We start from the raw sequence: 14,194 nt of genomic DNA on the forward strand, positions 1-14,194 counted from the left end.
CCTTATTTCTGTTTTGGTCATGGTCTAAGTTATACCACATTTTCCTATAGCAATCTTAAATTATCTAGTGAGAACATTAAAATTGGTGAGTCGGTAGAAGTTAGTATTGATGTAACTAATACAGGTACACGTTTAGGCGATGAAGTTGTACAGATGTATATAAAAGATAAGGTAGGGAGTACCACGAGACCGTCTAAAGAATTAAAAGGATTTAAAAGAATTGTGCTTAGTCCAAATCAAACTGAAACTGTTAAGTTCAACATAACACCTGAAGCTCTTTCATTTACTGGATTAGATTATAAAACTATAATCGAAGCAGGGGAATTTGAGGTTATGGTTGGAACTAGTAGTGAAAAGTATTCAACTGTTTTATTAACAGTCAATAATTAATATTAAGGCAAGTTAAAATAAATTGATTAAGTGCAATCAAGATATGGATAAGTTTATTATGTGCATATTTATGTTTATTTTATTTATTTAATAAAGAATATATTTATACTACAATATATCTTAGAAGATAAAGAAATTAATGTATTTCATAAGAAAGAAGGGAATATGGAAATGAATAAACCTAATATTCTACACATTTTTGTGGATCAACAACGATTTGATACTATTGGGGCATTAAACAACCCCATTATTAAAACACCAAATATAAATAGGTTGGTAAAAACTGGTGTAGCTTTTACAAATGCTTATGCTCCTTCGCCGGTATGTGTTGCTGCACGTTGTTCCATGATCCATGGTCAATACCCTGCAAATACAGGATGCTTTGAGAATGACTTGATGCCTTTAGACAATAGACAAACCCTTATGGATGTATTGACAAAAGGAGGCTACAGAACTCATGGTATAGGAAAGTGCCATTTTACACCTGATGCTCTTGCATTAAAAGGATTCCAAACAAGAGAAGTACAGGAAGAATTAGGTGTAGAGTCAGTTGAAAACTACCCTTATATGGAATATTTACAGGAAAAAGGATATAAACATTTATGCGAACCTAATGGAGTAAGAGGAGAAATGTACTATATTCCTCAACCTTCACAATTGCCACCAGAAGATCATCCATCACAATGGATAGGGGACAGGACAGTAGATTTTATAAAGGAAAATGGTGATAACAATGAGCCGTGGTATCTTTTCTCCAGTTTTATTCATCCTCATCCACCTTTTGCACCACCAAATCCTTGGCACAAGCTATATAGACCATCTCAAATGCCACTTCCGAATATTCCGGATGAATTTGAATCATTGCATACATTTGTTAACAAGTGTCAAAATCGTTATAAATATAGAGACAATGGCTTTGATAAGAATTTGATACGAACTATGAAAGCTTACTATTATGCATGTATTTCTTTTGTGGATTATCAGATTGGAAGAATACTTGATGAGCTTGAGAAAACGGGAAACAAAAATAACACTATGATTATTTTCACAGCTGACCATGGAGAGCATCTTGGTGACTATAGATGTGTTGGAAAGCGTTCCATGCATGATTCCTGCGCTAGAATTCCACTTATTATTAAACAACCGGGAAAATTTGATGGAGGAGTTATCTGTGAAGAAGCTGCTAGTCTTGTTGACCTTGCACCTACAATTCTTGGGGCTGCAGAGCTAAAAATGGAAACTCATAATATGGATGGAGTTGATTTATATTCTCTTATAAAAGGGGATATAACCAGAAAATATGTTTTTGGACAATTAAATTATAATGGAATGGATTTTATTGATGCTGATGCTGATTTTGAAAATTATGTAACTAATAAAGAATGTAAAAGAGCTGCTTTTAGTACTTATATGGCAGCAAACAGTGATTGGAAGTATTTTTACAGTGCTCCAGATAATAGAGAGTTCTTGTTTAATAAAAAATATGATCCAAAAGAAACTAGGAATGTTGTGAGCAATCCTTTCTATAAGGAAGAGTTAAAGAATATAAAATCTTCTTTAATAAATCACTTGAAAGAATGTGGTGAAACTTTTGGTATAGAAGGGTCAGACTGGAAGGCACATAAACTGCCACCATTCACAAAAGATCCTGACAGAGGGTTGCTAATACAAGATGGATATACTCCTTGGGTAGATACTTATATACCAGGATATACTGATCTTTAGTAATTAAAAAATTTAATAATATTGAGAAAAATATATAAATTAATAACTCTTCAGTAAGCGTCAAAGTTTTAGCATCTTCTATAACTTAAAAAATAGTATTAAAATATCCTAGTAAGGCAATACAAGCTCTACTAGGATTTAAATTATTTCTTATCTTTAATTTTAATATTTTCAGGTATGTTGCCTGACCAAGGCATAAGATTATCAAGAGCTTCGCTATGAGAGATATCTATCTGTAGTAGATTATCAAATAAATAAACTAAATATCTTTCTACAACTAGATTATTAGCTTTGGCAGTTTCAACTATACTATAAATATTAGCACTAGAGGTTGCACCTTTAGCAGTATTCGCAAAAAGAAAGTTCTTACGACCTATAACAAAAGGTTTGATAGCTCTTTCTGCTGCTTATTCTTATATTAGGATAATGCTGCATTATTGTCAACTTCTAATGAACCATCTAACAATACATTTCTTAATCCTGGTAAATGTTTTTTAGCATAATCAAGTGCCTTACCTAAAGGACTTCTTGGAAGAGCATCTTTTATTTCTCTTTCAGCATAATGAGTAAAATCATATAAAATTAAAGCTAATTTTTCAGCTCTTACTTTAAATCTAATATCATAATAATTTTCATTACTTGAATAGGTTTCACGAAGTTCTTTTTCAAGTTTATAAATTTGCTCACAATAATTAAACCCTATTATTGATCTAGGATCTAGAATTTTTTAGGGCTTCTTCATCTAAATCTACAATTATATTATGGAAGTATCTTCTTATATGAGCTAAGCAATATACCATTGTAGCTTCGCTAACAGAATTGTACCCAATGTATCCGTCTGTTTGAAGAAATCCATTGAAATCTCCTAGGAAGTTTTTAGGGCAAGAGCTGGATCTAGTACTCTGATAATCATACAAGATTACAGGCTTTGCCTTTGTATTACTCATATATAGCCACATATATTTTTTGCTCTTGGAGTCTTTACCATTATCATTAATTACTTTCAAGGTTGTCTCATCAGCATTAATATAGTTGCGTCTAAGTAGCTCTTTTTTCATATGATTGTATATAGGTTCAAGGGCTGTGGCTGCTGCCATGGTCCAGTTGCAAAGGGTTTGTCTTGAAAGCGTAGCATCCATCATATTAAAGTAGCTTTCTTGTCTATATAAAGGCATTGCATGCTGGTACTTAAGGATAAGAGTATGGGCAATTAATTCATTAGAAGCCATGCTATTGTAAAAAATAGTTTGTGCCATTTGAGTTGAACCTATATTACTTTCCCCAGTTTCTTTTTCGCATGATTTGCAAGCATAGCTGTAAATAACATGTTCTTCTACTATTAGTTTAGCAGGAATATATTTAATTATTTCTTTTGTAGATTTAACTCCAATTTCAACTGAACTTAATTGTTTATTTTTTTTATCAATTGCTTCTTCCATTAATTCAACTTTACTAATTAATAGTTTTGTATTTTCATCAAGTTCATTGGTTAAAATTTCTTTATTCATAACTACCTCTTATGCTAAATTTGATACTCTCATTATACCACAAAACCCTTGAAAAATAAAGGTTTCCAAGGGTTTTGTCATGGTGTAAGTTTAAAAATAATTACTTTGTTTTATAGGTTTAAACTTAGATTTTATTCTTACTTCATAACCTTTTATAAGCCAACGTAATTCATCTATATTTACGTTTAATGCTTCTTCTGTAGTAGTAGGCCACTTAAAGCGATTAGCTTCTAATCGGTGATAATATAACCAAAATCCTTCATCAAAATGAAGAATTTTTAACTTATCCATCTGTTTGTTGCAAAAAACAAATAATGCTTTTTCAAAGGGATCTAGCTTAAATTGGTTCTGTACTATCATAACTAATCCATCAATACTTTTTCTTAGATCTGTATAGCCGCAGGCAAGATAAACTTTTTCAACCTTATCTATATTTAGCATTTGGCTACCAGCTCCTTAATTATTGATGCAATTAAATTAGTTTCACTAACAGGAATGGTTATATTAGCATTGCCTATGTTAATTTTAACTTCTTTTGAATTAGATATATTTTGTTGAATACTATTTTCTTTATTATCTAATGAGATAGCGTGAAAAATGTGTTGAGTATTTTTTGCTGCTGATTTCTCTAATCTCTTTTTATGATAGTAAAACTTACTTTTGTAAGCTCATTTTCAACACAAAAATCTATTACTGTTTTTGAGCCTTGGAGTGAATCAAATTTATTTATATATTCCTCCCATGCTGCATTATCTAATTTTCTAGACATAGTTTATCCTCCCACTAATAATCTTATGAGATAATTTTATCAATGAGAGGATAGTATATCTAGGTACTTAATTTTTGACGCTTACCAACATTCACGTGGAACGCAAGCGTATTCTGTTACAGGGTGAATTAACTTCGCCAATAAACCCTAAGAAATGTTGCCGTTTTGCACCACGTTGTCCATATGCAAGCGAGGAATGTTTTACACAAGAACCTATAATGCAAGAGATTTTACCAGGACACAATGTTGCTTGCCATAAAGCAGCACAGTTTATGAAGTAGACAAATTAAAATGAACTATAAAATCAAAATATCTATGATGACATGCTTATGAGGAATCTGTTAGCACTCCAGTATATATATATTTGATTTATGGGGATTACTATTTTACTGAAGTAATAGAGTGTTTAAGAAAATTAAAAAATATGAGTGAATAAAGTTTTAAGTAGCTATATGATTAAGGAATTTTCAATTTTATTTTGACTTTAATAGACACATAGTATGAAAATTCCAGTAATGATTTTATCTTTACTGGAATTATATTTTTTAACATTAATTAGAATTTATATTGTAGAGATAGGAAGATTATAAAATTTCTAAATTAAAGGTGTAAAAGTTTATAATAGAAAAGTATTTTCAACCTTGTTGTATAAATATATGAATAATTGTTAATGAAAGGAGAAAAATAAATTTGAGTAAAACTAATGTAGTACTAATTATGGCAGATCAGCTAAGGGCTGATATATTAGGAAAAGACACACCAAATATAAATAAAATTGCTGCTGATGGTGTTAAGTTCAATAGAGCCTATTGTGATTCACCTTTGTGTGTGCCTGCTAGAGGTGCCTTTTTTACAGGAACCTATCCAAATGTTAATGGAAGTATCATTAATCCTTGGTTTGAACTTGATGAGGCCCATGGAGATGTACGTAAAGGAGTACCAAATTTATATCATATGATGGAAGATTCATGGGATAGTTGGCATTCAGGCAAACAACATCTTTATACAGAAGGCGGTAAAATTGAGCATAATGCAGATTCAAAGACTAACTGGATAGCTACGGATGGATCTTATGTACAATATTTAAAAGAACATGGGAAACGAAAACCAGGGGGTAATGAATATAGAGGTAAAGTAGCAGAAATGGTTCTAGGAAAATATACAAGAGTGAGAGAATACTCAACACCAAAAACTGGATGTTACGAAGAAGGTTTTGATTTTTTCTTTGATGGTTATTTTGCCAACAGAGCTGTTGAAGCAATTCAAAAGAGAGATAAAAGTAAACCATTGTTGCTTAATGCAATGTTTTTAGCACCACATCCGCCATTAGATATACCAGAACCATGGTTTTCTATGTATAAAGATGTAGAGTTACCAGAAAATGTTGGCATATGGAATAAAGATCAGTCACCACTACAGATGTATAATCTAACAGGTATATTGGGAAGCCGATATAGCAGAGAAGACTGGAAAGGCATATGGCCAGTTTATAAAGGTCTTGTATCACTGATAGATGATTGTGTTGGAATGATTATTGATGAACTTAAAGCTCAAGGTATATACGATGAAACGATGATTATCTTTACAACAGATCATGGTGAAATGCTAGGATCTCATGGTTTATGGCAAAAAATGTGTATGTATTTCCTACCTTGTGTGAGTATTTAGATATAAAACGTCCTAAGATTCTATCTGGGGTATCATTGATGGATGCAATAGCAGGAAAGAAAATAGACAGAGAAGTGATTTACATTCAGTTTGATGGTAATGGTGCTAGGAGTAACTTCCAAAGATGCGCTATTATGGGTGATTATAAATTGATTGTAGATATTTTTAAAGACGAGGTTTTCCTTGAACTATATGATATAGGAAAGGATGTTCAGGAGCAGAATAATTTGGCTTTTGAATTGCAGTACGAGCCAATTGTTATCAAGATGGTTGATTTTATTAGAGAACATATGAAATCAACTAAAGATTTATTAGAAATAAGTTCAAATGTATATCAGGACTTCCTGAATAGTTATGGTCAATTGAGAAATAGAAGAGAAGAATAGGGGGGTATTGTAATGATAATTAGTAATAAATTTCCAGAATATAAGAATTTCAATCCAAAGGTACCGGTATATTGTGTAACACCTGGTGAAGGAAGAATCATCCATAGATTTTTTGATACGTCACCCTTCAGTCCTTCAGGAAGATATATGGCGCTATTTAGAATGCCAGACGAAATAGATTTACCAAAACCAGGTGACAAAGGTGAAATTGTTATTGTTGATTTAGAAGAGGGTGTTGAGAAAGTTGTAGCAGAGTCTTATGGATTTGAACATCAACTAGGAGCCAATATTAACTGGGGAGAAAATGACAATCTGGTTATTTATAATGATGTTGACCCAGAAACTTGGGAATATTTTGGTGTTAAATTGAACTGGAAAACAGGAGAAAAAACTAGATTAGAAATAGGAGTTTACCATGTATCGCCAGATGGATTGGAAGCTTGTACAGGTAACCCTTCCTGTAAATGGCGTACACAATCAGGGTATGGTCTAATGATACCGCAAGAACTAACTAAAACTGTATCAATATTATCTGAAGATGAAGGATTATTTGTAACAGATACTAGAACAGGAAAAGCAAGATTACTTCTTTCAATGAAAGAAATTTTTGAAACATGCTTTTCAAAAGAATATATAGATGAACATAAAGATGGAGAATGTTATCTATTTCATTCCAAATACAGTCCATCAGGAAATAAAATAATGTTTTCTACTAGATGGATACCTAAAGAACTTCATAATCGTAAAGAAAATATCGGTACACGTAAAATCAGATTCATTATTTTTACGTGCAATAGAGATGGTAGTAATTTACAAGTATCTATAGGGCAAGAACATTGGGTCAATGGGGGACATCATACTACATGGCATCCAAATGAAGAGCAATTAACAATGAATATCAAGAAAGATTGGGGTGAAATGCGATTTGCAACTGCTACACTTGATGGGAACTGTGTTAAACCAGTATTTGATAATATAATAGGTTCTGGACATCCTACCTTCCATCCAAATGGTAAGTTCCTAATTACAGATACATATGCCCATGAATCACTTAGTTACGGTGACGGTACAATACCACTACGTTTAATATATCTAGAAACAGGGGAGGAAATAACCTTGGTTCGTATTAGCACTTTAACACCTTATCAGGAATCAAACATTGCTTTAAGAGTTGATCCACATCCAGCTTGGGATAAAACAAACAGATATGTGGCATTTAATGCTTATGAGGGCGGTACAAGACGAGTTTATGTCATGGATATGGAAAAATATTTGTAGAGAAGAAATAAATTTTGGATTAATTATCTCTACCCATTCAAGAAATATCAAATTAAAGAATAATGTACATCTATATGTAATTGGTATTATTACAATGATAGTAAAATGCACAAATAAGCTATATATAAGTTTATTATGTGCATTTTTATGTTTATTTTACTTATTTAATAAAGAGTATATTTATACTAAAATTTAACTTATAAACCCAATAATTAATGAAGTCATATATTTGGTTTATAATTATTTAACATTGTAAAATATTGTTTTAAGGAAATCCTTAAAACATAACACTCGGTTAATTCTGAGAGTATATAATTATACGAGGAGGATGTTTTATGCAAATACGATTGAACGATGTTTTAAACAATCAGGGTGACAATTATATTCTTCCATTTTATTGGCAGCATGGAGAGGATGCAGAACTTCTTGCAGAGGGAATGGAACGAATCAGGGAATGCGGGATTAAGGCAGTTTGTATCGAGGCAAGGCCACATCCTGATTTTGTCGGTAAGCTTTGGTGGAGAGATATGGATATCATTATGCAAAAAGCAAGAGAATTGGGAATGAAGGTATGGGTACTGGATGATTCCCACTTTCCAACCGGTAGGTGTAATGATAAGATCACAGCAGACTCTCCTTATCGTAAAATATTGCTGACACATTATAGTATTGAAGCTGTTGGACCGATGAAGGAAGCTTCTTTTATGGTAAATTTGGAGAAGAATGAAACATTTATTGGAGCAGTTGCTGCAAAAATGCAAGAGGGCGGAGAATATATTTTGACTGAGGTACAGGATATTTCGCATTGCTATTATGGGGATGTTATTGAATGGGATGTTCCGGAGGGATTTTATAGTATTACTATAATTAAAACTACGGATAAACATACAGCAAGACAGGGATATGCCAACCTAATTGATAGGGATGCCGTCCGTTTCTTTTTGGATACTGTATATGAACCACATTATAAATATTACGGCAAAGAATTTGGAACAGTTTTTGCAGGATTTTTCTCAGATGAGCCGCAGCTTGGAAACACATTTAAGGATATTCCAGAACCAGGAAACTCTTATGCAGGGGTGCCAAACATTCCGCTACCTTGGTGTAAGGAACTGGAAGAAAAGCTGCATCAGCTATGGGGCGAAGAGTATTGCAGAAAGCTTTGTGCACTTTGGTATCACATGGATAATAATCCAGAAACTACGAATGAAACGGGAAAAATCAGGAGAGAGTATACAGACCTTGTTACCCGTCTATACCAGAAAAATTTTGGTGAACAGATAGGCGACTGGTGTAGAGCGCATGGGGTAGAATATATCGGTCACATTATAGAAGAATGTCGTTTAGGTGTCGGTGTAGGACACTACTTTAGGGGTTTATGGGGACAGGATATGTCTGGTATTGATGTGGTATTGCAAAGCATTAGACCAGAGTTAGATAAACTTTGTTTCCATAGTATCGGTGGCCTTGATATAAGAGATGGGGAATTCCCTCATTACGGACTTGCAAAGCTTGGAGCTTCTCTTTCCCATATTGATCCTAAGAAAAAGGGACGTGCCCTTTGTGAAAATTTTGGGGCTTATGGATGGACAGAGGGAGTTAAGCTTATGAAGTGGCTTACAGATCATATGTTAGTCAGAGGAATTAATTATTATGTTCCACACGGTTTTACCATGAGAGATTTTCCAGACCCAGATTGTCCACCACATTTTTATGCAAGAGGAAATAATCCACAGTTTCCATACTTTGGATTACTGATGAAATATTTAAACCGTGTCAGTCATTTGATTAATGGTGGGGTTCATTGTACCAAGGTAGGAATTTTATATTCTGATGATCTAGAGTGGATGGACCGTAAGACCATGCAGTTTTATGAGCCAGCTAGGGTGCTGACACAGAATCAGATTGATTTTGATATTCTGCCAATCGATGTGGTGACAGAAAGTAAAATAGAAAACGGATTTCTTTACAGCGGAGCACCAGTTTATGAAGATGGGAATTTCGTAGGACAGGAGAATATTACAACTCTTGTAATTCCAGAGTGCCGTTGTTTGACTAGAAAATTTGCTGACTGGTGTAAAAAAACAATGAAAGAGAAAGTACGAATTATTTGTTTAAATTCTTTACCTCGTATCCTTGATGAGGATGGGAAACTTAATGGATGGGGTGCGCATTGTCCAGAAGTTATGTCACTAGATGAATTAGGGGATAAGTTACGACAGAGTAAGGTTGGGCTGGAACTTTCTGTGACTGATCCTTATCTAAGATATTATCATTATGCACATACAGATGGAGCATATTACCTGTTTTTTAATGAGTCAGTTAACAGTGAAATCAGAACTGAAATAGGACTTGAGGTAGGAAAGGGAGAGAATGTAGCAGAATACAATGCCTGGGAGAATCGATTAGAGAATGCAGCATGGAATCAGGAGAAAGGAATACTGTCTTTAAAGCTTTTACCATATGAGATGAAGATTATCACAATCGCGAAAATTAATAAAGAACTTATTCATACAAAGGTTGCTTTTAATGATGAAAAAATTGAGATTAATCCAGAATGGAGTCTTTATTTAAAGAAGACCAAGGAAACAGAATTTCATTTTGACAGACAGCTTACTAAGCTTACGAACATTACACGATATGATGTAGATCCACATTTTTGCGGAACCATGAAATACGTTACTGAGCTTACGTGTGACTTAGGAAAGAACCTGACTGCAATTGATTTTGGACAGGTATATGAAACCGCACAGCTTCGAATCAATGGGAAAATGGCAGGAGTACGGATTTCACCACCTTATCAGTTTGATCTAAGAGGATTGTTAAAGGAAGGAAAAAATACAATGGAGCTAGAAGTAACCAATACAGTGGTACATCAGATTAGGGACCATTTTTCCATGTCAATGACAATCGAGCCTTCAGGTTTACTTGGTCCAGTAGTTCTACTTTCAGACGGAGCATCAGTTGAAAAAGACCAAACAGGACAATAGGAGGTCATAATCAGCAAAAATAATGTCAAATTAGAACATTATTCATATAATATATTTAAATATTACCTCAAATAAAGCAATGTCCACCTTTAAATTTACTAAACCAATATAAAAATAAAATAATTTAACTAAACAAAAATTAAATTAGAACATATTATTTTAAATATAAGATGTTCTAATTTGAGTAAGCGATGGAACAAAACCCGTCATGTAATTTAACCTCCCTTTTGATATATTTTAATAAAGTAATCGATGGGAGGTTTTATTTTAATTACAAAAGTTCTTTCTGATGATATGAAATTTCAGTGGCTAAAGAATCAAGGGGAAATAAGAGATATAACAAAACGTCAAATGGAATGGCTTTTAGAGAGGCTGCAAATTGATAAAAATTGATATAGGAACAGATGCAATTCTTGACTTGAGAAATATTTATGGAGCAGCTAATATTATTTTTATATCGCAATATTTGCAATATAAAAAGCAATAATGACAAATTTATTTTAAGCAATAGTAATTATAATAAACATATAAGAAAAAAATCAATTAAAGAAATTATAAAGTGAGCCCAGTTCAACTATTAATAATTTAAAAGCATAGGGAGGAATAAAAATGAATTTTACAATAGCAGCACAAATGTTTACACTCAGGGATTATATGACAACACCAGAGAATATGAGAGAAACCTTCAAAAGAGTTAGGAATATGGGATATACGGCTATTCAAATGTCTGGAATGGGAGATGTAGATGAAGTAAAAGCAAAATATATAAAAGAACTTGCAGAAGAATTTGAATTAACAATATGTGTAACTCATGTAGGATTAAATTTATTAAAAGAAAATCTTGATTGGGCTATTGAATTCCATAAAATGTGGAATTGTGAATATGTGGGTCTTGGTGCTCTTCCAGAAGAATGTAGAAGATCCAAAGAAACATATATAGAATTTGCTACAATGATGAATGATATTGGTAAAAAATTGAGTGAAGCAGGTCTTAAATTAGTTTATCATAATCATGATTTTGAATTCATAAAATATGATGGAAAAACAGGTATGGATATTCTTTTTGAAAGTTTTGACCCTAGATATGTAGAATTTGAATTAGATACATATTGGGTTCAACAAGGTGGATGCAGTCCACAAGATTGGATTAGAAAAGTTGATGGACGTATGGGTGTTGTTCATTTTAAAGATATGGGAATATTATCTAACAGAGAACATTATTTTGCAGAAATAGGTTCAGGAAACTTAGATTGGGATAAAATCATAGCAGCTTGTGATGAAACACAAGTAAAGTGGGCAGCAATTGAAAGAGATCGTGGAGAAAAAGATCCCTTTGAAAGTTTAGAAGAAAGTATTAAATTCTTAAAATCAAAAGGTTTATAGACTTTATATAGAATTTATATAGAATATTATTGACTTCTAAATTCTACTTTAATCTAAAGGAAAGGTGAAAAAATACATGAAAAGTAACTTTAAAATATCAGGTTTTTCAGATGAAATTGATTCGGATTTTCAAGTTCAACTTAGTGAAATTAAAGCTTTAGAGATTGAATATATTGAAATAAGAGGGGTTAATGGGAAAAGCATTGTAGAGCATACAATTGAAGAAGTAAAGGATATAAAAAAAGCTCTTGATAAAGCTTGTATTAAAGTATCCGCCATAGCATCACCTATTGGCAAAATAAATATTGAGGATGATTTTGAACCACATTATGAATTATTCAAACATACAATTGAAATTTGTAAGATACTTAATACCAAGTATATAAGATTATTTAGTTTTTTTATGGAAAGTACAGAGGCGGAAATGCATCGTGATGAAGTCATGAGAAGACTAAAAATATTTAAAGATTATGTAGAAGGAACTGATATAATTCTACTTCATGAGAATGAGAAAGAAATATACGGAGAGTCACCTGAAAGATGCTTAGATATTGTTAATACTATTGGATCACCTAATTTTAAACTAATTTTTGATCCAGCAAATTTTGTTCAATGCAAAGTTGAAAGTTATCCTTATGCTTTTGAGTTGTTGAAAGATGAAGTTATATATTATCATATAAAAGATGCACTTTCAGATTCGGGACAAGTAGTAGTACCAGGGAATGGAAATGCTGAAATAAAATCAATCCTAACAAGACTTAAAGAAAGACAATATGAAGGTTTCTTATCATTAGAGCCACACTTAGGATATTTTGAAGGTTTTAATGATTTAGAAGGGGAAAATCATATTCCAGAATTTAAAGAAAAAAGCGATGCAAGTAAATTTAAGCAGGCTGCACAAAGTCTTAAAAAAATATTATTGGAGGTTGAAAATGGATAAAGTAAAGATTGGTGTAATAGGAATTGGAAATATGGGAACACAGCATGTGGTTAATTTATATAATGGTAAAGTTAAAAATGCGGAATTAGTAGCTATTTGTGATATAAAACAAAGTCGTTTAGATTGGGCAAAGAAAGAATTTAATAATGAAGTATCAACCTTCTTATCTATAGATGAATTAATTGATGCTAATTGTGCTGATGCACTTATCATAGCAACCCCTCATTATCAACATCCAATCATGGGTATTCAAGGTTTGAAAAATAATTTGCATATCTTAGTTGAGAAACCTATAGGAGTTTATACAAAAGCTGTTGCAGAGCTTAATAAAATAGCAAGTGAATCAGATAAGGTTTTCACAATTATGTATAATCAAAGAACTAATCCTATATACAAAAAAGTTAGAGATTTAGTGAAAAGTGGAGAGATTGGAGAATTTAGAAGAGTTAATTGGACAATAACAGATTGGTATAGAACACAATTTTACTATAATTCTGGTGGATGGCGTGCTACTTGGGAAGGTGAAGGTGGAGGAGTTTTAATTAATCAATGTCCTCATCAACTTGATTTAATTCAGTGGATTCTTGGTATGCCTAGTAAGGTAAGAGGATTTTGTAATTATGGTAAATTACACAATATTGAAGTTGAAGATGAAGTGACTGCTTACTTAGAATATCCTAATGGAGCAACAGGTGTATTTATAACATCTACAGGAGAAGCACCTGGAACCAATAGATTAGAAATTGTTGGTGATAAAGGAAAACTAGTAGTAGAAAAAAATGAGTTAACTTTCTATAGAAATCGTATTAGTGAAAGAGAACATAATGCTACCTCTCAAGAAGGCTTTGATAAACCTGAAAATTGGGAATGTAAGATACCCGTTGAAGGAATACTAACTAACCATGTAGGAATTATGCAAAATTTTGTTGATGCAATAATGGATAATAAAGAACAACTAGCTCCAGGAGTAGAGGGAATTAATGGATTAACAATTTCTAATGCTATTCATTTATCTTCTTGGACAGATAATTGGGTAACACTGCCTTTAAACGAGGATTTATTTTATGAAAAGTTACAAGAAAAAATTGAAACTTCTACTATAAACAAAGAAGATATTGATATTGTATTGAATTTGCAAGGCTCACATTAGGAGGATT

Annotated in this window: 15 protein-coding genes; 10 read left to right on the top strand and 5 right to left on the bottom strand. The window is 32.4% G+C overall.

Annotation, left to right across the window (positions count from 1 at the left end; genetic code table 11):
- Positions 1–390, top strand: a 390-nt coding sequence (locus tag BUB83_RS05085) for a fibronectin type III-like domain-contianing protein (protein ID WP_200801435.1), incomplete at its 5' end; no start/stop codon positions are given.
- A gap of 165 nt (positions 391–555) precedes the next feature.
- Complete coding sequence (locus BUB83_RS05090; protein WP_143160475.1) at positions 556–2,115, top strand: sulfatase family protein; 1,560 nt, start codon at positions 556–558, stop codon at positions 2,113–2,115.
- A gap of 143 nt (positions 2,116–2,258) precedes the next feature.
- Here the strand turns inward: BUB83_RS05090 and BUB83_RS22675 are convergent, their stop codons facing one another.
- The 5 genes from BUB83_RS22675 to BUB83_RS21850 form a co-directional block, all read right to left on the bottom strand.
- Entirely contained in the window at positions 2,259–2,507 is a 249-nt protein-coding gene (locus tag BUB83_RS22675; RefSeq protein ID WP_084133426.1) for a transposase domain-containing protein, read from the bottom strand.
- Positions 2,508–2,533: 26 nt separating this feature from the next.
- Positions 2,534–2,839, bottom strand: a complete 306-nt coding sequence (locus BUB83_RS22905; RefSeq protein WP_084133427.1) for an IS66 family transposase — start codon at positions 2,837–2,839, stop codon at positions 2,534–2,536.
- Positions 2,826–3,623 (bottom strand): IS66 family transposase, encoded by a 798-nt coding sequence (gene tnpC, locus BUB83_RS05110; RefSeq protein WP_073337378.1) that lies wholly within the window; start codon positions 3,621–3,623, stop codon positions 2,826–2,828. Before tnpC ends, BUB83_RS22905 begins: the two co-directional genes overlap by 14 nt.
- A gap of 90 nt (positions 3,624–3,713) precedes the next feature.
- The gene (gene tnpB / locus BUB83_RS05115; protein WP_073337379.1) at positions 3,714–4,064 is read right to left on the bottom strand and encodes an IS66 family insertion sequence element accessory protein TnpB; all 351 of its coding nucleotides are present in this window, start codon (positions 4,062–4,064) and stop codon (positions 3,714–3,716) included.
- Between the two features lie 187 nt (positions 4,065–4,251).
- Positions 4,252–4,392, bottom strand: coding sequence for a hypothetical protein (locus tag BUB83_RS21850; RefSeq protein ID WP_159434048.1), 141 nt, complete (start codon positions 4,390–4,392; stop codon positions 4,252–4,254).
- A gap of 95 nt (positions 4,393–4,487) precedes the next feature.
- Between BUB83_RS21850 and BUB83_RS05120 the strand changes: the two genes are divergently transcribed.
- The 8 genes from BUB83_RS05120 (at position 4,488) to BUB83_RS05155 (ending at position 14,187) form a co-directional block, all read left to right on the top strand.
- Entirely contained in the window at positions 4,488–4,673 is a 186-nt protein-coding gene (locus tag BUB83_RS05120; RefSeq protein WP_242950632.1) for an oligopeptide/dipeptide ABC transporter ATP-binding protein, read from the top strand.
- A 409-nt stretch (positions 4,674–5,082) separates the two neighbouring features.
- Positions 5,083–6,060 carry a sulfatase-like hydrolase/transferase gene (locus tag BUB83_RS05125; RefSeq protein ID WP_200801436.1) on the top strand — a complete coding sequence of 326 codons (978 nt, stop codon included), beginning with the start codon at positions 5,083–5,085 and terminating at the stop codon, positions 6,058–6,060.
- Complete coding sequence (locus BUB83_RS22195; RefSeq protein ID WP_200801437.1) at positions 6,015–6,446, top strand: sulfatase/phosphatase domain-containing protein; 432 nt, start codon at positions 6,015–6,017, stop codon at positions 6,444–6,446. Before BUB83_RS05125 ends, BUB83_RS22195 begins: the two co-directional genes overlap by 46 nt.
- 12 nt (positions 6,447–6,458) lie before the next feature.
- Positions 6,459–7,724 carry a TolB-like translocation protein gene (locus BUB83_RS05130; RefSeq protein ID WP_073337381.1) on the top strand — a complete coding sequence of 422 codons (1,266 nt, stop codon included), beginning with the start codon at positions 6,459–6,461 and terminating at the stop codon, positions 7,722–7,724.
- Between the two features lie 335 nt (positions 7,725–8,059).
- A complete protein-coding gene (locus tag BUB83_RS05135) occupies positions 8,060–10,714 on the top strand; it encodes a hypothetical protein (protein WP_073337382.1) in 2,655 nt (884 codons plus the stop codon).
- 609 nt (positions 10,715–11,323) lie between these two features.
- A complete protein-coding gene (locus tag BUB83_RS05145; protein WP_073337383.1) occupies positions 11,324–12,097 on the top strand; it encodes a sugar phosphate isomerase/epimerase family protein in 774 nt (257 codons plus the stop codon).
- A 76-nt stretch (positions 12,098–12,173) separates the two neighbouring features.
- The gene (locus tag BUB83_RS05150; protein WP_073337384.1) at positions 12,174–13,037 is read left to right on the top strand and encodes a sugar phosphate isomerase/epimerase family protein; all 864 of its coding nucleotides are present in this window, start codon (positions 12,174–12,176) and stop codon (positions 13,035–13,037) included.
- Entirely contained in the window at positions 13,030–14,187 is a 1,158-nt protein-coding gene (locus BUB83_RS05155) for a Gfo/Idh/MocA family protein (protein WP_073337385.1), read from the top strand. The genes BUB83_RS05150 and BUB83_RS05155 overlap by 8 nt, the downstream gene beginning before the upstream one ends.
- Positions 14,188–14,194 lie beyond the last annotated feature (7 nt).

Source organism: Clostridium grantii DSM 8605 (assembly GCF_900129965.1).
Taxonomy (GTDB): Bacteria; Bacillota; Clostridia; order Clostridiales; family Clostridiaceae; genus Clostridium_AF; species Clostridium_AF grantii.